Here is a 22,158-nt window from a genome sequence, read left to right as displayed (position 1 = left end):
TTCCAAGTCAGTCCAAGATCACCAACCGGTTGGGCAACTCGTTGCGCGCACGGGTAGGCGGCACATGCTCGCTAAGCAGCTCGCCGCAGGCATCGATGCACTCGACAAACCCCTGCAAGGTCCGCCCCTGACGCACCTGCTCGGCAAAGCGGGCGACAATGGCCGCCCGCGCGTTGGTATCCAGATAATGCTCGATACCGCGGTCGACCAGGATCTCCACATGCCGTTCCGCCTCGCTGACGAAGATCAGCACGCCCGTAGCGCCTGCCGTGCGCTGCAAGTTCTGCTCGCGGAACTGCTGCCGAGCCAGCCGCGAGGCGCGCCAGCGACGCAAAGTCCGAGGAATCAGCCAGCCGGCCAGAAGCGGGTTGCGCAGCAGCAGGCACAAACCGACGAACAGCAACACGTTGGCCACCAGCAAGCCACGCACGCTGGGCCAACCCAGCAGCCAATGCAACAGCCCCGGCACAGCCAGCGCCAGCACGGCGGCCCACAACAGCGGCCAATACGCGTAATCGTCAGCACGGCGGGCCAGTACCGTCACCAGTTCGGCATCGGTTCGCTTTTCAGCACGGGCAATGGCTTCGGCAATCTGCCGTTGATGGTATTCGTCGAAGGGGGTCATGCCGTCGGTCTCTTTAGCGTTCTTATAGTTGTTGTCCCGGCATTCGGGGCTTCGTCCCCAGGCGACATATTCAGGCATAATCCGCCGCTGGAAAATGAGCGTGTCAATCGTACAACAATAGCCGCCTGAAAACTTCGGCCGCGCACGTATCACCGCTGGATACGGCAGAGGCCCCACAACGGAATTGATGATGAAATTGTCTTTGCTGGGCCTGGCCATGGGCCTTGCCAGTCAGGCGGCCCTCGCCGCCCCCAACGCCCCGCCCCTGCAGGACAAGCAGGCGTTCATCGACCATCTGATCAGCCAGATGACCGAAGCCGAGAAAATCGGCCAGTTGCGCCTGATCAGCATCGGCCCGGAAATGCCTCGCGACAAGATTCGTGAGGAAATCGCCGCCGGCCGCATCGGCGGCACCTTCAACTCACGCACCGCGCCCGAAAACCGCCCGATGCAGGACGCGGCCATGCGCAGCCGCCTGAAGATCCCGATGTTCTTCGCCTACGACACCGTCCACGGCGAGCGCACCATCTTCCCGATCGGCCTGGGCATGGCCGCCACCTGGGACATGGACGCCGTGGCCAAGGTTGGCCGCACCGCCGCCATCGAAGCCTCGGCCGACGCCCTGGACATGACCTTCGCCCCCATGGTCGATATTGCCCGCGACCCACGTTGGGGCCGCACCAGTGAAGGCTTTGGTGAAGACACCTACCTGACCTCGAAGATTGGCCAGGTGATGGTGCGCTCGTTCCAGGGCAGCAGCCCGGCCAACCCCGACAGCATCATGGCCATCGTCAAGCACTTCGCCCTGTACGGCGCCGTGGAAGGCGGGCGCGACTACAACACGGTCGATATGAGCCTGCCGAAGATGTACAACGACTACCTGCCGCCCTACCGCGCCGCCCTCGACGCCGGTGCCGGCGGGGTGATGGTGGCACTGAACTCGATCAACGGCGTGCCGGCCACCTCCAACACCTGGCTGATGAACGACCTGCTGCGCAAGGAGTGGGGCTTCAAGGGTGTGACCATCAGCGACCATGGCGCCATCCAGGAACTGATCCGCCACGGTGTCGCCCGGGACGGTCGCGAAGCCGCCAAGCTGGCGATCAAGGCCGGCATCGACATGAGCATGAACGACACCCTGTACGGCGAAGAGCTGCCAGGCCTGCTGAAGTCCGGTGAAGTGACCCAGGGCGAGCTGGACCAGGCGGTGCGCGAAGTACTCGGAGCCAAGTACGACATGGGCCTGTTCAAGGACCCTTACGTGCGCATCGGCAAGGCCGAAACCGACCTGAAAGACTACTACGGCAACGACCGCCTGCACCGTGAAGCCGCGCGCGATGTGGCCCGCCGCAGCCTGGTACTGCTGGAAAACCACAACCAGACCCTGCCACTGAAAAAAGCCGGCACCATCGCCCTGGTCGGCCCGCTGGCCGATGCACCGATCGACATGATGGGCAGCTGGGCCGCCGACGGCAAACCCGTGCACTCGGTGACAGTGCGTGAAGGCTTGCGCCGCGCCGTAGAAGGCAAAGCCAAGCTGGTCTACGCCAAAGGCTCCAACGTCACCGGCGACAAGGCGATATTCGATTACCTGAACTTCCTCAACTTCGACGCACCGGAAATCGTCGACGACCCACGCCCGCCTGCGGTGCTGATCGACGAAGCCGTGAAGGCTGCCAAGCAGTCCGACGTGGTCGTAGCGGTTGTCGGCGAGTCGCGTGGCATGTCCCACGAGTCGTCCAGCCGCACCACCCTGGAAATTCCAGCCAGCCAGCGTGAGCTGATCAAGGCCCTGAAGGCGACCGGCAAGCCGCTGGTACTGGTATTGATGAACGGCCGGCCGCTGTCGATCGGCTGGGAACGCGAGCAGGCCGACGCCATCCTCGAAACCTGGTTCGCCGGTACCGAGGGCGGCAATGCCATCGCCGACGTGCTGTTTGGCGACTACAACCCATCCGGCAAGCTGGCAATCACCTTCCCGCGTTCGGTCGGGCAGATCCCGATGTACTACAACCACACGCGCATTGGCCGGCCGTTCACGCCGGGTAAGCCGGGTAACTACACCTCGCAGTACTTCGAAGAGCCTAACGGCCCGCTGTACCCGTTCGGCTATGGCCTGAGCTACAGCAGCTTCGAGCTGTCCGGCTTGAAGCTGTCGCACAAGGACCTCAAGCGCGGTGACAACCTGGAGGCCAAGGTGACGGTGAAGAATACCGGCAAGGTGGCCGGCGAGACCGTGGTGCAGCTGTACCTGCAAGATGTGTCGGCTTCGATGAGCCGCCCCGTCAAGGAACTTAAAAACTTCCAGAAGCTGATGCTCAAGCCGGGTGAGTCGCGGACCTTGACCTTCCGCATCAACGAGGATGACCTGAGGTTCTACAATGGCCAGCTGCAGCGGGTTGCCGAGCCAGGTGAGTTCAATGTCCAGGTAGGGCTGGACTCCCAGGCGGTGCAACAGCAGAGCTTTGAACTGCTGTAACTGAAACCGGCCGCCTGTACCGGCCCTTTCGCAGGTAGACCTGCGAAAGGGCCGGCCCCGATCCCCAAATATTCCGGATCCGCCCCAATGCCCTTTTCCTTTCGCGCCCTGCGTCTGGGGCTGATCACCTTGCTCATCCTGCTGGGCACCGCTCTCAGTGCCGGCTGGGCCATGCACCAGGCCAAGCGCCAGGCCATGGAAGACGACGCCCGGCGTGCCAGTCAGCAACTGGGGCTGTACGCCAATGGCCTGCACACTCTGATCGACCGCTACCGCGCCCTGCCCGCTGTACTGGCGTTGGACCCGGAACTGATCGCCGCCCTGCGCGGCCCGGTCAATGAACAGGTGCAGGACGCCCTGAACCGCAAGCTGGAACGCATCAATGGCGCGGCCAATTCCTCCACCCTTGAGCTGCTCGACCGCACCGGCCTGGCCATTGCCGCCAGCAACTGGCGGCTGCCCAGTAGCTACGTCGGCTCCAACTACGGTTTCCGCCCCTATTTCAAGCAAACCCGCAGCCAAGGCAGTGGCCGCTTCTACGCCGTGGGCGTAACCAGTGGCGTACCGGGCTACTTCCTCGCCAGCGCGGTAAATGACGAGCATGGCCGCTTTCTCGGTGCCATGGTGGTCAAGCTGGAGTTCCCCGAGCTGGAACGCGAGTGGCGCCAGGGCAGCGATATCCTGCTGGTCAGCGACGCCCGTGGCATCACCTTCATCGCCAACCAGGATGGCTGGCGCTACCGCGAGCTCCAGCCGCTGAGTGGTGCCGACCGTGCCGAGCTGGCTGAAACACGCCAGTACGACAAACAGCCGCTGGTGCCCCTGCAGCACCAGGTGCTGACCCGTTTTGCCGAGTACAGCACCCTTAGCCGCGTGGAAGGCCCGCAGGGCAGTGCCGAGTACCTGTGGGAAAGCCTGCCGCTGGAAGGTGACCACTGGACCTTGCACCTGTTGCGCAAGCCACAGGTGGCCGCCGATGGCCGCAATGCCGCCTTGGGCGCCGCAGCCGTGTGGCTGAGCTTGGTGTTCGCCGCCCTGTTCGTCAGCCAGCGCCTGCGCCTGGCCCGCCTGCGCCAGCGCAGCCGGCAAGAGCTCAAACGCCAGGTCGAAGAACGCACCCGTGAGTTGCGCACCGCCCAGGAGGGGCTGGTGCAGTCGGCCAAACTGGCCGCCCTCGGGCAGATGTCGGCCGCCATGGCCCACGAAATCAACCAGCCGCTGACCACCCAGCGCATGCAACTGGAAACCCTACGGCTGCTGCTGGACCACGGCCGTTACGACGAAGCGCGCCAGGCCCTCGAACCGCTGGAGCAAATGCTCACACGCATGGCCGCACTGACCAGCCACCTGAAAACCTTTGCCCGCAACAGCCCGGTCGGCCTGCGCGAGCGCCTCGATCTGGCCACCGTGGTCGACCAGGCCTTGCACCTGCTGGAAACCCGCATCCGGAGTGAAGAGGTCGAGGTGGCCTTGTACCTGGCACGCCCGGCCTGGGTACGCGGCGATGCCATTCGTCTGGAGCAAGTGCTGATCAACCTGCTGCGCAATGCCCTCGACGCCATGGCCGACAAGCGCTACAAACGCCTGGAGGTGCGCATCGAGCCAGATGGCGAGCTGTGGCGCCTGAGCGTGCTGGATTCAGGTGGCGGCATTGCCGAGGCCGACCTGGCCAAGGTGTTCGACCCGTTCTTCACCACCAAACCGGTGGGTGAAGGGCTGGGCCTGGGCCTGGCCATTTCCTACGGCATCGTCCACGAGGCCGGTGGCCAACTGCGGGCCGAAAACGTACCTGGTGGCGCACGCCTGAGCCTTACCCTGCCCCGTGACCTGGAGCCTGTATGTTGAATTCAGTGATCGTCGTCGACGATGAAGCCAGCATCCGTACTGCCGTCGAGCAATGGCTGAGCCTGTCCGGCTTCACTGTGCAGCTGTTCGCTCGGGCTGAAGAATGCCTGGCACACCTGCCACGGCACTTCCCGGGGGTGATCATCAGCGATGTGCGCATGCCAGGCATGGACGGCCTGCAATTGCTCGAGCGCCTGCAGGCGGACGACCCCGACCTGCCCGTGATCCTGCTGACCGGCCACGGTGATGTGCCCATGGCAGTAGAAGCCATGCGCAACGGGGCCTATGACTTCCTGGAAAAACCCTTCACCCCGCAGCACCTGCTGGGTAGCCTGCGCAGGGCACTGGAAAAGCGCCAGCTGGTCCTTGAAAACCGTCGGCTGCACGAACAGGCTGACCTCAAGTCACGCCTGGAAGGCACACTGCTGGGGATGTCCCAGGGCCTGCAGCAACTGCGCCGGCAGGTGCTGGACCTGGCCGGCCTGCCAGTCAACGTGCTGATTCGTGGTGAAACCGGCAGCGGCAAAGAGCGGGTCGCCCGCTGCCTGCACGATTTTGGCCCGCGCGCCGGCAAACCATTCGTTGCCCTCAACTGCGCGGCCATCCCCGAAGCGCTGTTCGAAGCCGAACTGTTCGGCCATGAAAGCGGTGCCTTCACCGGCGCCCAAGGCAAGCGCATCGGCAAACTGGAGTACGCCAACGGTGGCACGGTGTTCCTCGACGAAATCGAGAGCATGCCACTGGCGCAACAGGCCAAGCTGCTAAGGGTGATCCAGGAGCAGAAACTGGAGCGTTTGGGGGCTAACCAGAGCATCAGCATCGACTTGCGAATCATTGCCGCGACCAAGCCCGACCTGCTCGACGAGGCCCGTGCCGGGCGTTTTCGCGAAGACCTGGCCTACCGCCTGAACGTGGCCGAATTGCGCCTCGCGCCGTTGCGTGAGCGGCGTGAGGACATTCCGCTGCTGTTCGAACACTTTGCCCGTGCAGCAGGCGAAAAGCTTGGGCGCTGCGCACCGCCGCTGTCGGGGGCACAGCTGGCACAACTGCTGTCGCATGACTGGCCAGGTAATGTTCGCGAGCTGGCCAATGCGGCGGAGCGGCACGCGTTGGGGCTAGGTTCGCCGAACATCGAGGTAGCGCCTGCCGGGCAATCGCTGGGCGAGCAGATGGAGGCGTTCGAGGCGCAATGCCTGCGCGCAGCGTTGCGACAGCATGGGGGCGAGATCAAGGCGGTGATGGAGACCTTGCAGCTGCCGCGGCGCACGCTTAATGAAAAGATGCAGCGGCACGGGTTGGTGCGCGAGGATTTTGTCGAGCGAGAATGAGCGGATTTCCGCTTATGAACGACTGGAGATAGGCGGGTTTCCGCTTATTCTTGTGAGATTTTGGGGCTACTTTGCAGCCCGTCGCGACACCTGGCCGCTCCTACAAGGGCCGTTCAAAGCCGTCTATTTCGGGGCTCAAGAAACTCGCAACGCCTTCAAATGAATCACCCTGCCACCATTTGGCACACCTTCTGCTATTGCCTTGGCAAGCTGCGCCACGGCGCGCTCCACACAAAAACAACGAGAAGGTATCTCTGATGGATAACGCCACCTCCCTGCCCGCCGGGGCGGCCACTGCGCCCGCCGCGGAAAAAACCACCGCCAGCCGCCTGAAGTCGATCTTCAGCGGGTCCATCGGCAACATGGTCGAATGGTACGACTGGTACGTCTACGCCGCATTCTCGCTGTACTTCGCCAAGGCCTTCTTCCCGGCCGGCGACTCCACCGCACAACTGCTCAACACCGCCGCGATTTTCGCCGTGGGCTTCCTGATGCGCCCGATCGGTGGCTGGCTGATGGGCCTGTACGCCGACCGCAAGGGCCGCAAAGCTGCATTGATGGCCTCGGTACTGCTGATGTGCGCAGGCTCGCTGGTCATCGCCCTGACCCCGGGCTACGAAACCATCGGTGTCGCCGCACCGATCCTGCTGGTGATCGCGCGCCTGATGCAGGGCCTGTCGGTGGGTGGTGAATACGGCACCTCGGCCACCTACCTCAGCGAAATGGCCAGCAAGGACCGCCGTGGTTTCTTCTCCAGCTTCCAGTACGTGACCCTGATCTCCGGGCAACTCATTGCCCTGGCGGTACTGATCATCCTGCAGCAGACCCTGACCACCGAGCAGCTGTACGCCTGGGGCTGGCGCGTGCCGTTCGTGATCGGTGCGCTGTGCGCCGTGGTGGCCCTGTACCTGCGTCGCGGCATGGAAGAAACCGCCTCCTTCACCAAGAAGGAAAAGGCCAAGGAAAGCCTGATGCGCACCCTTATGCGCCACCCCAAAGAGCTGATGACCGTGGTCGGCCTGACCATGGGCGGCACCTTGGCCTTCTACACCTACACCACCTACATGCAGAAGTACCTGGTCAACACCGTGGGCATGAGCATCAGCGACTCGACCACCATCTCGGCCGCCACGCTGTTCCTGTTCATGTGCCTGCAGCCGTTGATTGGTGGGCTGTCCGACAAGATCGGCCGTCGCCCGATCCTGATCGCCTTCGGTGTGCTCGGCACCCTGTTCACCGTCCCTATCCTCAGCACCTTGCACACCATCCAGACCTGGTGGGGCGCGTTCTTCCTGATCATGGCCGCGCTGATCATCGTCAGCGGCTACACCTCGATCAATGCCGTGGTCAAGGCAGAGCTGTTCCCGACGGAAATCCGCGCTCTGGGCGTGGGCCTGCCGTACGCCCTGACCGTGTCCATCTTCGGCGGCACCGCCGAATACGTGGCCCTGTGGTTCAAGAGCGCAGGTATGGAAAGCGGCTTCTACTGGTACGTCACTGCCTGTATCGCCTGTTCGCTGCTGGTATACGCAACCATGAAAGACACCAAACAGCACTCGCGGATTACTACTGAGTGAGTTTGAACCTGCCGCAATGAAGAAGGGCGCACCGTTTCGGGCGCCCTTTTTTCATGCATTGTGAATGCATGATGTGATTCGATGAGCCAATGATTAATCCTATTCGGCTCATCATGTGAGCCGAATAGCTCAATTAATCGTCTCACCAGCGCCTGAAACCTGGCTCAGGACATCTCCAACGCCTGACGCGGCTCACGGCGCTGGTACCAACTGGCCATCAGCACCAGCACCAGCAACACCCCGCCCAGCACAGCCGAAGATCCGACCGTGCCAAAGTCCAGGCCCCCCTTTTCATGGGGTTTGGTCAGGACATCGCCCAGCGTGGCGCCAAACGGACGGGTAAGCACGAACGCCACCCAGAACAGCACAACGCCTGGAATACGCGTCCAGTAGCGGGCCACCACTACCAAGGCAATGGCACTGCCGATCAGCAACGCGCCGCCAGCAAAACCGAGCCCCGAATCATCGGCCAGGTAATCGCCCAGAGCGGTGCCAAGCGTGTTGGAAAACAGGATCGCCACCCAGTAGAACAGCTCGCCCGTGCGGTTCTTGATACGGGTGACATCCAGTGGGTTGCCGCTCAGGCGCCACACCAGGAAGGTCAGCAGCAGGATGCCGATGAGCAAGGCCGACCCCGTGGCATAACCCAGGCCCAGAGTGCGGTCCATGAAGTCGGACATGGTGGTGCCGGCGGTACTGGTGGAGAGGATCACCAGCCAATACAGCATTGGGTGGTAACGGCGCGAGTAGAGTTGGCCGAGCAACGTCAGCAGGAACACGCTGATCAGCAGCAGCGAGCTGACGGCATAGCCAACGTTCAGCGTCATCGACAGCAAGTCGCCCGCCGTTTCGCCAAGGGTGGTAGCGCAGATCTTCATGACCCAGAAGGCCAAGGTGATTTGCGGGAGTTTGTTCATTGTTGTACCGCTCCAGTTTGAGGTGCGGCGATGGTGCTGATCGTTACCTAAAAAATCGGTTGGTGATGCATGAAAAAAGCGTTGATAAATCTTTGAAACAAGATATTTCGTTCTTAACGTCCCATTAATTCCCACCCTTCAAGCTGAAATAGCTGAAAGAACGACAACGCGCGGGCATGCGGCTCCTGGGTGATGCCACAGCCTGATTCACGAAAAGCGCTCCTATATACATCGAATAATTAGATTTTTAATCGCTATTTTTTGCGCTTTTTAATCAAATTAATCGGCGTAGGATTAAACCCATAGAAACAAACAACCCCTGTAGCCCTTGGAGCAACGACCATGAAAAACAAACTGATCCTTACTCTGGCCCTCTCGGTTTTCGCAGCTGGCGCTTACGCCGAAGATGGCTTCGACCGTACCAACGCCCACACATTTGCAGCGGTACAGAGCCAGTCCGCTACCTACGCTGAAGATGGTTTCGACCGCACCGGTGGCCAACGCTTCGCCGAAGACGGCTTCGACCGCACTGGTGGCCAACGCTTCGCCGAAGACGGTTTCGACCGCACTGGCGGCCAACGCTTCGCCGAAGACGGCTTCGACCGCACCAACGCCCACCGCATCAGCTGATCCCTGATGCGTGCACCCAGCCCGGCTTTCGCCGGGCTTGATCATTTGCAGACGGGCACAGGCTTGGCACACTAGGCACCTCGTAACCCAGGAGGTGGGCCAGCAAGCCCAGCACAGATGTATTACTACGAACCCGCCAAAGGCCACGGCCTGCCCCACGACCCGTTCAACGCTATCGTCGGCCCCCGCCCCATCGGTTGGATCTCCTCGCAAGACCGTGAAGGCCGCCTGAACCTGGCGCCCTACAGCTTTTTCAACGCGTTCAACTACATCCCGCCGATCATCGGTTTCTGCAGCGTCGGGCGCAAAGACAGCCTGAACAACATCGAACAGACCGGCGAATTTGTCTGGAACCTGGCCACCCGCCCGCTGGCTGAGCAGATGAACCAGAGCTGCGCACCGGTTGCGGCCGAAGTAAACGAATTTGAATTGAGCGGCCTCACTGCCACGCCGTCGAGCATCGTCAACGTACCGCGCGTGGGGGAAACACCCGTGGCCTTCGAGTGCAAGGTCAGCCAGATCGTGCAGCTCAAGCGGGCAGACCAGGCGCTGGTGCCCAGCTGGCTGATCCTGGGTGAAGTGGTGGCGGTGCACATTGCCGAGCACCTGCTGAAAAACGGCATCTACGACACCGCTGCCGCCGAACCGATCCTGCGTGGCGGTGGCCCGGCGGACTACTTCGAGCTGGGCAACCTGTTCAAGATGGCCCGCCCGCCGGCCTGATCACCAGATCAGCTCGCCCTCTTCGCTTACGCCTTGCAGGCGTTGCAGCTCGGCCGTAGCCGCTTCGTCGGCGGCCACGGCCCCCTTGAACACCTGCCCGTCCAGTACCTTGTGAAAACGCGGCGCGCCGCCCATGCCCAAGGCCTTGACCGCGATAGCCGCGTTGTAGCCGCCCCCCTCGACCGGGACCATTGCCGAAACTGCTTCGAAATGCGGGAATTCCCTACGTGCCATGTTGCTATCCACTTGATTGAACAAGGCGGTCATTTTACCCCATCACTGATCAATCGAAGGTATGCAGGTCCAAGCTTCTGACCACCTGTGCCTGTACCAGCTCGCCAAACACCTCCAACGTTGGCGAAGCAAAGTAGCCACTCATCGCCTGCTGGTCCTGCCAGCTACCGCTGAGTAACCAAAGGTCGGCATCCGCCTGGGAGCGCTGCACCGTGAAACTCAGGCAACCCGGCGCCCGCAGCGAGGGTTCGAGCAGGTCACGCAGTCGCGCACCCAACTCGGCTGAGCGCCCGCTGCTGGCACGGATGAAAGCAAGGTGGGTGACCGGTTGTGTTGAGGTCATTGCACAATCTCCTTGAAGCAGGCGGACGGAAAAGCCAGGCTGCCAAGGTTAGGGGCTACCTCGCGCGACGCGTTAGGCCATTACTGCATGCCGATTGCCTAATCCTGCAGCGCGACAGGATCAGGCAATCGACGTGCAGCTTTCGACTAGCGCCCGTCCTTGCCCAAACCTATGCTGCGTCGGTCAGCAGAGGAAATCCACCATGACCACACCGACACCCATCGACCCGCCCCTGGAATTGCAGCGCCAGGAGCTTGCGGAACTGATCCGCCGCCATGCCGGCGATCCCCACGGCCCGGCCTCGGCCATCGATGGCTTGTTCCTGGTGCGCTACACCGAGAACGTGCGCTCGGTGCCGACTCTCGCTCAACCCGCGCTGTGCATCCTGGCCCAGGGTAGCAAAAGCCTGTTCCTCGGTGACGAACAATATGCCTACGACCCGCTGCACTACATGGTGGTTTCGGTAACCTTGCCACTGAGCGGCGTAAAGCTCGACGCCAGCCCCGAACACCCCAGCCTTGGGTTGCGCATAGACCTGGACCCGGCAGAGATCAGCCAGCTGATTGCCGAGAGCGGGCCGATGCTGGTGCCTAACCGGCCTTCCGGCCGCGGTTTGTATGTGGACAGAACCGATGCGCCATTGCTTGATGCCCTGCTGAGGTTGATCCGACTGCTGGACACGCCGCGCGATATCGCGATGTTGGCGCCGTTGTTCCGCCGTGAAATTCTCTACCGTTTGTTGCGCGGGCCACAGGGTTATCGGCTGTACGAAATTGCCTTGGCCAACAGCCAGACGCACCGGGTTTGCCAGGCCATTACCTGGCTCAACAACAACTATCAACAGCCGCTGCGTATCGAGGACCTGGCCCGGGAGGTCAACCTCAGCACCTCGACCCTGCACCACCGCTTCAAGGCCGTGACGTCGATGAGCCCGTTGCAGTACCAGAAGCAGCTGCGCCTGCAGGAGGCGCGCAGGTTGATGCTCAATGACGGGCTGGAGGCGGCGGTGGCGGCTTATCGGGTGGGGTATGAAAGCCCATCGCAGTTCAGCCGGGAGTACAGCAGGCTGTATGGAGCGCCGCCGATTCGGGATGTCGCCAGATTGAGAGCCACTGCTGTCTAGGACTTTTTGGTGGCTGTACCGGCCTCTTCGCGGGCTCGCCCGCTAAAGGGCCGGTACAGGCAACAGCTTCACTTCAACCCAAAACTGTCCCTTGCCACTGATTCTGGTCAACCTGAATCAAGGTAGGCCCCTTGCGTTCCACCGCCTGCCCCAGCGCCGCCTGCAACTGCGCCACATTCGTCACATTCTCCGCCGCAGCCCCCAACGCCCGCGCCACGCCGATGAAGTCCGGCGTATGAATATCCACGCCAACCGGCTCGATCGCCCGGTTGACCATGTACTTCTTGATTTCCTCATACCCCTGGTTATTCCACAGCAGCACGATCAGCGGCACCTGCGCCTCCACCGCGCTGGCCAGCTCCGGCAGGGTGAATTGCATACCACCATCGCCAATCAGGCACACGGCAGGCGCACGCTGGCAGATTTGCTCCGCACTCCCGAGCCAGGCGCCCATGGCCGCAGGTAGCGCATAACCCAGGGTGCCATAGCCGGTCGAGGCATTGAACCAGCGACGTGGCTGATCCATGTCCAGGGTCAGGTTGCCGGTGTACACCGGCTGGGTCGAGTCGCCCACCAGAATGGCATTGGGCAGGCGCTCAAGAATGGCGCTCAGCAAACGCGTCTGGCTCAATGTCGGCTGATCCCAGCCTGCCGCCAGAGCCTTGCGCAGGTTGGCCACCCGGGCCACACCCCAGGTGCTTTCACGCACGGGTTGCGGCTGAGCCTGCAAAGCAACGAGCAGCGCTTCGGCGGCCAATTCGGCATCAGCCACCAGCGCCAGCTCCGGCAGGTAATTGCGCACGGTCTGGTCCGGGTCGATATCGATGCGCAGCAGGCTTCCCGGGATCTCGAAGCCACCCTTGAAGGTCACGTCATAATCGGTTTCGGCCAATTCGGTGCCGATCGCCAGCACCACGTCGGCCTCGGCGACGAGCGCCCGCGTGGCAGGCAACGACTGGGTCGAACCGATTTGCAGCGGGTGGCTGGCCGGCAGCAAACCCTTGGCATTGATGGTCAACGCCACCGGTGCCTGAAGGTGTTCGGCCAGGCGTGCCAAGGCAGCACCGGCTGCCAACGCGCCACCGCCGGCCAGAATCAACGGCCGCTTTGCACCGGCCAGGCGCTCGGCCATCTGTGTTACAGCTTGCGGGGCAGCCCCCGCACGGCTACCGCGCACGGGCCGGCCCGGCAGCAGGAAATCGGCCGGTTCGACCAGCACGTCTAGCGGGATTTCGATATGCACCGGGCGTGGTCGGGCGCTGTCGAACACGGCAAATGCCCGGGCCAACACCTGCGGCAGGTCTGCTGCACTCATCAAGGTGTGGGAAAACGCAGCCACCCCCGACACCAGCGCCGCCTGGTTGGGCAGCTCGTGCAGCTTGCCACGGCCACCGCCCAACTGGTCACGGGACTGCACGCTGGAAATCACCAGCATCGGGATCGAATCGGCATAGGCCTGGCCCATCGCCGTGGTGATGTTGGTCATGCCTGGGCCGGTGATGATGAAGCACACTCCGGGTTTACCACGGGTGCGCGCATAGCCGTCAGCCATGAACCCGGCACCCTGCTCGTGGCGCGGAGTGATGTGTCGAATGGACGAACCCGCCAGCCCGCGATAGAGCTCCACGGTATGCACACCGGGAATGCCGAAGACATGGTCCACGCCATAGCCTTCAAGGAGTTTGACCAGTACTTCGCCGCACGTTGCCATAAGGGTTCACCATGAATCTGCTTGGGTTATGTGCTTATTGGACCCAACCCACGACTACCACCACAATGCAAAAAAACACATACTACCCATGTCCTGTAATCATGGCTTATCGCAATGAAACGCCTACCGCCCTTACCCGCCCTGTACACCTTTCTGGTGACCGCCCAGCACTGCAACTTCACCCGTGCCGGGCAACAGTTGCACATCACGCAAGGCGCCGTCAGTCGCCAGATCGCGGCCCTGGAGGAGCACCTGGGGTATGCGCTGTTCCAGCGTCAGGCCCGTGGGCTGAGCCTGACCCGTGAAGGCCAGGATTGGCTGCCACGGGTGCAGCAGGTGTTCGCACTGATCGAACAAGGCGTGAATGAGGTGGGCGGACGCAGCACGACCTTGCAGCTCAAGGCACCCACCTGCGTGATGCGTTGGTTACTGCCACGCCTGATGGAGTGGCAAGCACTGCGCCCGGATGTGCCGGTGGAGCTGACGACTACGGTGCAGCACGGGGTGGACTTTCGCCGGGAGGGCTTCGATGCGGCAGTGGTCTATGGCGACACGCCGAACCACGGGTTACAGGTGCGCAAGTTGTTCGATGAACAGCTGACGCCGGTGTGTGCGCCGTCGCTATGCGACGGGCCAATACCCTTGCGGCAGGTGGATGACCTGTCGCGGCACATGTTGCTGCACCCCTCGCGGGACGAGCATGACTGGCGGTTGTGGTTGCAGGCGGCCGGGGTGACGTTGGCCGCTCATGGGCCCAAGCAGCACTTCGAGACGCTGGACATGGCAATGGCCATGGCCTCGCAGGGGACCGGAGTGGCGATTGGCGACTGGTCGCTGATTGGTGATGACCTGCGCGGGGGGCGGCTATGCATGCCATTTGCGCTGAAGGTGATGACCGGTAAGGCGTACTACCTGGTGAGCCAGGCCAGGAGCTTGCCGCCGGGGTTGGTGGAATTGCTGGACTGGCTGGAGAGCCAGGCCAGCCTATGAAGGCCTCTTCGCGGGCGTGCCCGCGAAGGGGGTGACTCAATACCCGACGGTAAAACGCTGCCGCGTATGCGCCGGCTTTTCCAGCTCATCGATCAAGGCAATCGCAAAGTCGGCGAAGGTGATCCAGCTTTTGCCGTCTGCACCAATCAGCAGATAATCCTTGCCCAGCGTGTACCGCCCACTGCGCTCACCTTCAACGAACTCCGCCGATGGCGACAGGAAGGTCCAGTCCAGGTTCGGCTCCCGCTGCAACGCCTCCAAAAAGCGCACGCCTGCAGTCGCCTCGGCCTTGTAGGCTTCCGGGAAGTCCGGGCTGTCGATCACCCGGTGCCCCGACGGCAACAGCAGGCTGCCCGCACCGCCTACCACCAGCAAGCGCCTGACCCCGGCCCGCTTGACCGGCTCGATGATCGCGTGCGGCTCAATGGTCGAGAAATGCGCGGCGCTCAGCACGGCATCCACGCCCGCGACCGCGGCCTGCAGGGCCGCGCTGTCCTTGGCATCCAACGCCTTGACGGTCACGCCTTCCCGGCCCTCCAGTTTCGAAGGGTCACGGGCGATGGCCAATACACTGTGGCCACGGCGCAGGGCCTCTTCCAGCAACTGGCTGCCAGCACGACCAGTGGCACCAATGATTGCGATCTTGCTCATGGGATACTCTCCATCAATTGAACGGAATTACCACTTCATCTCGCCCTTGGCGACCTTGGCTCCCAGCTCCAGGGAGCTTTCATCGGCCAGGCCCGGGTAACGCTGCTTCATCGCCTCGATCAAGGCACCCGCGTCTTTTGCCTTGGCCGTTTCGGCATCGAAGTCACGAATGTAGTTCGCCGTGAAACGCACAGCCTCCAGCGAGCGGCTGCTGTCCCTCAGGTAATGACCCGGGATGACCGTACGCGGCGCCAGCGCTTCGATGTGCGCCAGGGTGCCGAGCCAGTCGGCATGCGACTGGGCCGTCTGGGTATCGGCCATCCACACATGAATGTGCTCGGACACCACAACGCCGCCGACCACCGCCTTGATCGACGGGATCCACACAAAGCTGCGGTCTGGTTGCGGACCGTCAAGGCCAACCACCTCAAGGGCCTGCCCTTCCAGCGTCAATCGGTTGCCTTCCAGTACCTGTGGCAACACCAGCCGTGCCGGTTTGTCCGCCCCCATCTGCGGGCCCCAGTACGCCAGCTTGGCGTCCATGGTCTGACGGATATGCGCGACAGTGGCGGCCGAGGCCAGCACCTTGGCGTCGGGGAAAGCGTTTGTCAGGGTGTCCAGGCCGAAGTAGTAATCCGGGTCACCGTGGCTGATATAGATGGTAGTCAGGTGCTTGCCGCCAGCTCGCAGGCGCTGCACCAGTTGCTGGGCCTGGGCCTTACCGAACTGGGCATCGACCAGCACGGCATCGTGCTCGCCACTGACAATCACCGAACTGACCGGGAAGATGGCCTCATGCCCAGGGTTGTAGACTTCCAGCTTCAAGGGTTCGGCGGCCAGCGCCGGGCCGGCCAGGGTAACGCAGGCCAGCAGCAGGCCGCGCAAGGGAGTGAACAGGGACATTGGCAACGCCTTCCAGATAACGTTGGCCACCAGCTTAGTTGCCCGATCCATGACAAAAAATGCGATGCTCGAACATAGTTTGTTTCTGAAACCGGGCAAATCATGGACCGTCTCAACGCCATGCGCGTTTTCGTCACCGTCGTCGACCTGGGCAGCCAGTCGGCAGCGGCGGATCATTTGCAGCTATCGCGGCCGGTGGTGTCGCGCTATCTGGCAGAGCTGGAAGACTGGGTGGGCGCGCGCCTGATGCAGCGCACCACACGCAAGCTCAGCCTCACCGCCGCCGGCCAGGAAACCCTGCCACGCTGTCGGCAGTTGCTGGAGTTGGCCGGTGACCTGCAGGCTGCCGTGCAACAGCCAGATGACGCGCCCAAGGGCGCATTGCGCATCAGCGTCAGTACGTCCTTTGGCCAGGCGCAACTGGTGGATGCGGTGGCTGCCTATGTGCGGCGCTACCCAGGCGTGAAGGTGGAACTGCAGATGCTCGACCGTACCGTCAACCTGGTGGATGAGCGTATCGACCTGGCCATCCGCACCAGCAACGACCTGGACCCCAACCTGATCGCCCGGCGCCTGAGCATATGCCGCTCGGTGGTGTGTGCGTCCCCCGCCTACCTGCTTGAGCATGGCACGCCGCAGCGGGTCGAAGAACTGAGCCGGCACAACTGCCTGACCCATGCCTATTTCGGCCATAGCCTGTGGCATTTCGAGGTGGGCGGCCAACAGATCGCCGTGCCGATAACAGGGAACATCAGTGCCAACGAAGCCATGACATTGCAAAAGGCCGCGCTGGCTGGCGCGGGTATCGCCATGCTGCCAACCTACCAGGCCGCCGATGCCCTGCGCCGGGGCGAACTGGTGCGCCTGCTGCCCGAGGCAAAGCCCCGCGAACTGAACCTGAATGCGGTGTACACGTCACGCAAGCACATGCCGCCCACCTTGCGCAGCATGCTGGATTTTCTGGTGCAGCGGTTCAAGGACGAACCCGAGTGGGACCGGGATCTGTGATGTAACGTGAGAAATGACCTACGATTAAAGGTATCACCTGTCGCTGTAACAGGAGGTGAGTACCATGGGCATCAAATCAAGAAGAGTCGCCCTTGTCATGGCCCTGACTGCTGTCGCAGGGCTGTACGGCTCAGCCTGTTGGCGCGCCGAGCTGCTACGCAGCCAGCCCAGTGCCGCCAACAGCTGCGAGCAGGCACATTGCGTGCCTCACACCGCAACCTTGAGCGCCGTCCGTTGAGTTGACGGCGCGCCGCCGGTCACTCTTCCACGCTCATGTATTCCTTGGCCCAGCGGATGTAGTCCTCGGGCTGGGTGTAGGTGTGCGAGAGTTCGGTCGCGCTGAGGTTTTCCGACTTGTTCTGCTGGCCACGTTGCAGGCGCAGGCAGTCGTAGGTGGCCTTGATGGCAGCAAAGTAGGCCGCGTGACCATCGACCACGATACGCACGCCCAGGCGCGCCAGGCGCTCGTCATCGCGCAGGTTCGGGTTGCCATAGGTGACCAGCATCAGCGGTACGGTCAGGTGCTCGGCAATTTGCTCAAGCTGCTCGAAGTCTTTTACCCCCACCATGCAGATACCATCGGCACCGGCTTTCTGGTAACTCTGGGTGCGCACGATGATTTCTTCGGTGGTGAGCACGCCTGCGTTGGTGCGGGCAATGATCGACAACGACGAATCGACCCGCGCCTCCAGCGCCGCACGAATCTTGCCAACGCCCTCCTCGACCGGAATCAGGTCGGTGGACTTGCGCCCGAACTGGGCGGGCAGCAGGGTGTCCTCGATGGTCAGCGCAGCCACGCCGGCGCGCTCCAGCTCGATCACCGTGCGCATCACGTTCAATGCGTTGCCATAGCCATGGTCGGCGTCAGCCAGGAACGGCAGCTGCGCTACCCGGCCAATACGGGTGGCTTGTTCGACGAACTCGCTGAGGGTAATGAGGGCAAAGTCCGGCGCGGCCAATACCTGCAACGAAGCAACGGAACCACCGAGGATACCGACCTCGAAGCCGAGGTCTGCGGCAATGCGCGCCGACATCGGGTCGAACACCGATGCAGTGTGGTAACAGGAACCTGAAGCGAGCAGCTCGCGGAAGGCAAAACGCAGATCTTGATGGGAAGCCTTGGGCATGATCACTCCGCAATTTGAGTTGAAATTTGAACGGTAACTACCGACCCCTGTAATCGGGTCTACCTGACCTGTTCCAACCGTCGCCATCTGGGCGGTCATGCTCGACATGCAGGCAGAGGAATAAAAGGTGTGGGAGACAGCACACTGAAAAACCTGCGGCAGAATGTTGCACCAAGCTGGTGCGGGCCGCGAATTTCAGCCTCTGTGGCATACCAACGATATCACGCAGCCATGCAGCACTGGATGAATGCGCCAATGCCGATTCGGCATAGGGGATGCAGATAGTACATAGGAAGCTACCTAACTCAGGTTACAATCCGACTTGCCCAAAGAGGCCGTAACAGACAGACAAGGTATTCCCGTGACCGCCGCCCTGCCCCCCACCACCCTGCGCAACGTGCTCACCGCTCTCATGCTGGCCATTTTCCTCGGCGCACTGGACCAGACCATCGTCGCTGTCTCGCTGCCGGCAATCTCGGCCCAGTTCAACGATGTCGGCCTGCTGGCCTGGGTCATCTCCGGCTACATGGTGGCGATGACCGTGGCCGTGCCGATCTACGGCAAACTGGGCGATCTGTACGGGCGGCGGCGGATGATCCTGACCGGTATCAGCCTGTTCACCCTGGCCTCCATCGCGTGCGCCATGGCCCAGGACATGCAACAGCTGGTGCTGGCCCGTGTACTGCAAGGCATTGGCGCGGGCGGCATGGTCTCGGTCAGCCAGGCGATCATCGGCGATTTCGTGCCACCGCGTGAGCGCGGCCGCTACCAAGGTTATTTCAGCAGCATGTACGCCGTGGCCAGCGTAGCCGGGCCAGTGCTGGGCGGCTGGCTGACCGAGTACTTGTCGTGGCGCTGGGTATTCTGGATCAACCTGCCGCTGGGGCTGGTTGCCTTGTGGGCGATCCGCCGTGCCCTCGGTGGCATGCCGGCGCAACGCCGCGAGGCCCAGGTGGATTACCTCGGTGCCGTGCTGCTGATCCTCGGCCTGGGCAGCTTGTTGCTGGGCATCACCTTGGTCGGTCAGGGCCACGCCTGGATTGATCCTGCCGTACTGGCCCTGTTCGCCTGCGCTGTACTGGGCCTTGCGTTGTTCATCGCACATGAGCGGCGCTGCCCGGAGCCGCTATTGCCCTTGGGCCTGTTCAGCAATCGGGTGGCGGTGCTGTGCTGGGGGGTGATCTTTTTCGCCAGCTTCCAGTCGATTTCCCTGACGATGCTCATGCCGTTGCGCTACCAGGGCATCACGGGTGGTGGCGCCGACAGCGCCGCGCTGCACCTGTTGCCACTGGCCATGGGCCTGCCCCTTGGCGCCTTCACCGGCGGTCGCATGACCAGCCGCACGGGGCGCTACAAGCCGCAGATCCTGGCCGGTGCATTGTTGATGCCCGTGGCCATTTTCGCCATGGCGCTGACGCCGCCACAATCGGCTTTGCTCAGCGCGCTGTTCATGCTGCTGACCGGCATCGCCTGCGGGCTGCAGTTCCCGACATCGCTGGTGGGCACGCAAAGCGCGGTGGAAAGCAAAGACATTGGTGTGGCCACCAGTACCACCAACCTTTTCCGTTCGCTGGGCGGGGCCATGGGCGTGGCCTGCATGTCCAGCCTGTTGCTGGCGCTGCTGCATCAGGGCGGATTTGAAATGCTGGGTAACCCGTTGCTAGGGAGCCTGAAGGCCGGTGAAGTGGACTTGGTGACACAGGCGCGCCTGACTGAAACATTCCGTCATTTGCTGATGGGGAGTGCCCTGATTGCGGTGCTCGGGCTGGCAGCAGCAGTGGCATTGCCCGACCGGCAACTGCGGGGGCGCTGAGGCACTGGGCCACCCGCCGGCCCAGCCTTTAATCCCCGCTTAATACAAAGGGGAAACACTCCCTCACAATCCTTAACAAAGTGTCATTTGCGCAGCGCCGGGCTCAAGCGCAGCATATCCAACCCGGTGTCGACCCATTGTTCGACATCACCCAACAGATCGACACTGTCAGGCAGCAACAGCCAGCGCCCGATCAGGCCATCGACATAGGCAAACATGGCCACCGCCGCGCGCTCGACATCCAGCTCGCCAGGCAATTGGCCCCGGCGCACGGCATTGGCCAGCGCCAGGGTGATGCCCTTGTGGCAATCCAGCACCGCGCCCTGGCGCTGCTGGCGAATTTCACACATGTCATCGGTGAACTCGCACTTGTGATGCAGGATTTCATTGATACGCCGGGTTCGGGCATCGAGCACCAGCTCGTTGAACACCTGCAACAACAGCTTGCGCATGCAGCCAAGCGGGTCGACTTCGTCCTCGCTTTCGCTGGCCCGCGCCAAATGGTCATGGGTCTCGTGCAGGCTGTCGAGCAGCGCCTGCACCAGTTCGGCCTTGTTGTTGAAGTGCCAGTAGATCGCCCCGCGCGTCACACCCGCCAGTTCGGCGATGTCGGCCAGGGTGGTTCGCGCAACCCCGCGCTTGTAGAAGGCCTTTTCCGCCGCCTCGATGATCTGGGCGCGGGTTTCCTGGGCTTCCTCTTTGGTTCGACGGACCATGGCAGTACAACCTCATCTGGACCGAACGCGCAGCGCGTACGGGGAACGCTCCGGGGGCACCTCTGCAGGGGGCCTCGCGGATGAGCTAATCAAGGGCTGTGGCGGTACCTCAGTACAACTCAGCGGTATTTACAAACAACCATGAATGTAAGTATATTCCTTAGCAAGCTATTTATCCACCGGATAGCAACTTTTCCAGATCAAGACACTTCCACTACTCTTGAGCGTCTCCCTGCTCCAGCGACCCGAGGATCCTCATGCAATTCAAGCCAGCCGTTACCGCTCTGGTTTCCGCCGTCGCCCTGGCAACCCTGCTCAGTGGCTGTAAGAAAGAAGAAGCAGCGCCAGCGGCGCAGGCTCCTCAGGTCGGCGTCGTGACCATCCAGCCCCAAGCCTTCACCCTGACCTCGGAATTGCCGGGGCGTACCAGTGCCTACCGCGTCGCCGAAGTGCGCCCGCAGGTCAACGGCATTATCCTCAAGCGCCTGTTCAAGGAAGGCAGTGAGGTCAAGGAAGGCCAGCAGCTCTACCAGATCGACCCTGCCGTGTACGAAGCCACCCTGGCCAATGCCCAGGCCAACCTGCAGGCTACCCGCTCGCTGGCCGAGCGCTACAAGCAACTGATCGACGAGCAAGCCGTTTCCAAACAGGAATACGACGACGCCAATGCCAAACGATTGCAGGCCGAGGCTTCGCTGAAAAGCGCCCAGATCGACCTGCGCTACACCAAGGTGCTGGCACCGATCAGTGGCCGTATCGGCCGTTCTTCGGTCACCGAAGGTGCGCTGGTGAGCAATGGCCAGAGCAACGCCATGGCCACCATCCAGCAGCTCGACCCGATCTACGTCGACGTCACCCAGTCCACCGCCGAGCTGCTCAAGCTGCGCCGTGACCTGGAAAGCGGCCAGTTGCAGAAGGCCGGCGACAACACCGCCTCGGTACAGCTGGTGCTGGAAGACGGCAGCCTGTTCAAGCAGGAAGGTCGTCTGGAGTTCTCCGAAGTCGCGGTTGACGAGACCACCGGCTCGGTCACCCTGCGCGCCATCTTCCCCAACCCCGACCACACCTTGCTGCCTGGCATGTTCGTGCATGCGCGGCTGAAGGCCGGTGTCAACGCCAACGCCATCCTGGCGCCGCAACAGGGCGTGACCCGCGACCTCAAAGGCGCGCCGACCGCGCTGGTGGTCAACCAGGAGAACAAGGTCGAGCTGCGCCAGCTCAAGGCCAACCGTACCCTGGGCAGCGACTGGCTGATCGAGGAAGGCCTCAACCCGGGTGACCGCCTGATCACCGAAGGGCTGCAGTACGTGCGCCCGGGCGTCGAAGTGAAGGTCAGCGAAGCCACCAACGTCAAGAAGCCGGCCAGCCCTGATCAGGCCAACGCGGCGAAAGCAGACGCCAAAGCGGAGTAAACC

The 22,158-nt window shown here is 62.4% G+C and carries 20 protein-coding genes; 11 read left to right on the top strand and 9 right to left on the bottom strand.

Features of this window, described 5'->3' with window-relative positions; translation table 11 throughout:
* Positions 1–7: 7 nt before the first annotated feature.
* Positions 8–625, bottom strand: a complete 618-nt coding sequence (locus tag D906_RS13255; RefSeq protein ID WP_019097247.1) for a TPM domain-containing protein — start codon at positions 623–625, stop codon at positions 8–10.
* Positions 626–812: 187 nt separating this feature from the next.
* Here D906_RS13255 and bglX point away from each other — a divergent pair, with 187 nt between their 5' ends.
* The 4 genes from bglX to D906_RS13235 all read left to right on the top strand — a co-directional run bounded on the left by bglX (position 813) and on the right by D906_RS13235 (position 7,854).
* Positions 813–3,104: a beta-glucosidase BglX gene (gene bglX / locus D906_RS13250; RefSeq protein ID WP_027615399.1), complete on the top strand. Its 2,292-nt coding sequence runs from the start codon at positions 813–815 to the stop codon at positions 3,102–3,104.
* Between the two features lie 87 nt (positions 3,105–3,191).
* Positions 3,192–4,949 (top strand): ATP-binding protein, encoded by a 1,758-nt coding sequence (locus D906_RS13245; RefSeq protein WP_019097249.1) that lies wholly within the window; start codon positions 3,192–3,194, stop codon positions 4,947–4,949.
* Positions 4,943–6,277 (top strand): sigma-54 dependent transcriptional regulator, encoded by a 1,335-nt coding sequence (locus D906_RS13240; protein ID WP_019097250.1) that lies wholly within the window; start codon positions 4,943–4,945, stop codon positions 6,275–6,277. Before D906_RS13245 ends, D906_RS13240 begins: the two co-directional genes overlap by 7 nt.
* 257 nt (positions 6,278–6,534) lie before the next feature.
* Positions 6,535–7,854 carry an MFS transporter gene (locus D906_RS13235; protein ID WP_016713659.1) on the top strand — a complete coding sequence of 440 codons (1,320 nt, stop codon included), beginning with the start codon at positions 6,535–6,537 and terminating at the stop codon, positions 7,852–7,854.
* Positions 7,855–8,018: 164 nt separating this feature from the next.
* On the opposite strand, the gene D906_RS13230 is transcribed toward D906_RS13235, so the two are convergent.
* Positions 8,019–8,771, bottom strand: coding sequence for a membrane protein (locus D906_RS13230; RefSeq protein ID WP_019097251.1), 753 nt, complete (start codon positions 8,769–8,771; stop codon positions 8,019–8,021).
* 342 nt (positions 8,772–9,113) lie between these two features.
* Between D906_RS13230 and D906_RS13225 the strand changes: the two genes are divergently transcribed.
* Together D906_RS13225 and D906_RS13220 are read left to right on the top strand one after the other, a co-directional pair.
* On the top strand, positions 9,114–9,401 hold the full coding sequence (locus D906_RS13225; protein ID WP_027615398.1) for a hypothetical protein: 288 nt from the start codon (positions 9,114–9,116) through the stop codon (positions 9,399–9,401).
* Positions 9,402–9,518: 117 nt separating this feature from the next.
* Entirely contained in the window at positions 9,519–10,124 is a 606-nt protein-coding gene (locus D906_RS13220; RefSeq protein ID WP_016713656.1) for a flavin reductase family protein, read from the top strand.
* Here the strand turns inward: D906_RS13220 and D906_RS13215 are convergent, their stop codons facing one another.
* On the bottom strand, positions 10,125–10,391 hold the full coding sequence (locus D906_RS13215; protein ID WP_016713655.1) for a hypothetical protein: 267 nt from the start codon (positions 10,389–10,391) through the stop codon (positions 10,125–10,127).
* A 16-nt stretch (positions 10,392–10,407) separates the two neighbouring features.
* The gene (locus D906_RS13210) at positions 10,408–10,701 is read right to left on the bottom strand and encodes a putative quinol monooxygenase (protein ID WP_025753918.1); all 294 of its coding nucleotides are present in this window, start codon (positions 10,699–10,701) and stop codon (positions 10,408–10,410) included.
* 202 nt (positions 10,702–10,903) lie between these two features.
* Here D906_RS13210 and D906_RS13205 point away from each other — a divergent pair, with 202 nt between their 5' ends.
* Positions 10,904–11,824 (top strand): AraC family transcriptional regulator, encoded by a 921-nt coding sequence (locus tag D906_RS13205; protein ID WP_025753919.1) that lies wholly within the window; start codon positions 10,904–10,906, stop codon positions 11,822–11,824.
* A gap of 73 nt (positions 11,825–11,897) precedes the next feature.
* Here D906_RS13205 and D906_RS13200 read toward each other — a convergent pair whose 3' ends face one another.
* Positions 11,898–13,535, bottom strand: a complete 1,638-nt coding sequence (locus D906_RS13200) for a 5-guanidino-2-oxopentanoate decarboxylase (RefSeq protein WP_019097255.1) — start codon at positions 13,533–13,535, stop codon at positions 11,898–11,900.
* A 114-nt stretch (positions 13,536–13,649) separates the two neighbouring features.
* On the opposite strand from D906_RS13200, the gene D906_RS13195 reads away from it, so the two are divergent.
* The gene (locus D906_RS13195; RefSeq protein WP_016713651.1) at positions 13,650–14,525 is read left to right on the top strand and encodes a LysR substrate-binding domain-containing protein; all 876 of its coding nucleotides are present in this window, start codon (positions 13,650–13,652) and stop codon (positions 14,523–14,525) included.
* Positions 14,526–14,561: 36 nt separating this feature from the next.
* Here D906_RS13195 and D906_RS13190 read toward each other — a convergent pair whose 3' ends face one another.
* Entirely contained in the window at positions 14,562–15,176 is a 615-nt protein-coding gene (locus tag D906_RS13190) for an NAD(P)-dependent oxidoreductase (protein WP_016713650.1), read from the bottom strand.
* 27 nt (positions 15,177–15,203) lie between these two features.
* Positions 15,204–16,079: an MBL fold metallo-hydrolase gene (locus D906_RS13185; protein ID WP_016713649.1), complete on the bottom strand. Its 876-nt coding sequence runs from the start codon at positions 16,077–16,079 to the stop codon at positions 15,204–15,206.
* A 102-nt stretch (positions 16,080–16,181) separates the two neighbouring features.
* Between D906_RS13185 and D906_RS13180 the strand changes: the two genes are divergently transcribed.
* Entirely contained in the window at positions 16,182–17,087 is a 906-nt protein-coding gene (locus tag D906_RS13180) for a LysR family transcriptional regulator (RefSeq protein ID WP_019097257.1), read from the top strand.
* Positions 17,088–17,344: 257 nt separating this feature from the next.
* Here the strand turns inward: D906_RS13180 and D906_RS13175 are convergent, their stop codons facing one another.
* On the bottom strand, positions 17,345–18,214 hold the full coding sequence (locus tag D906_RS13175; protein ID WP_016713647.1) for an oxaloacetate decarboxylase: 870 nt from the start codon (positions 18,212–18,214) through the stop codon (positions 17,345–17,347).
* 361 nt (positions 18,215–18,575) lie between these two features.
* Between D906_RS13175 and D906_RS13170 the strand changes: the two genes are divergently transcribed.
* On the top strand, positions 18,576–20,027 hold the full coding sequence (locus D906_RS13170) for an MDR family MFS transporter (protein ID WP_027615397.1): 1,452 nt from the start codon (positions 18,576–18,578) through the stop codon (positions 20,025–20,027).
* A gap of 83 nt (positions 20,028–20,110) precedes the next feature.
* On the opposite strand, the gene ttgR is transcribed toward D906_RS13170, so the two are convergent.
* Entirely contained in the window at positions 20,111–20,743 is a 633-nt protein-coding gene (ttgR, locus tag D906_RS13165; protein WP_019097258.1) for an efflux transport transcriptional regulator TtgR, read from the bottom strand.
* Positions 20,744–21,000: 257 nt separating this feature from the next.
* Here ttgR and ttgA point away from each other — a divergent pair, with 257 nt between their 5' ends.
* A complete protein-coding gene (gene ttgA, locus D906_RS13160; protein ID WP_019097259.1) occupies positions 21,001–22,155 on the top strand; it encodes a toluene efflux RND transporter periplasmic adaptor subunit TtgA in 1,155 nt (384 codons plus the stop codon).
* The last annotated feature ends 3 nt before the right edge of the window (positions 22,156–22,158 follow it).

This window comes from Pseudomonas sp. LAIL14HWK12:I1 (genome assembly GCF_003202095.1).
Classification (GTDB): domain Bacteria; phylum Pseudomonadota; class Gammaproteobacteria; order Pseudomonadales; family Pseudomonadaceae; genus Aquipseudomonas; species Aquipseudomonas monteilii.
Note: the sequence above shows the minus strand (reverse complement) of the source record. Positions and strands in the feature narration are given on the sequence as shown.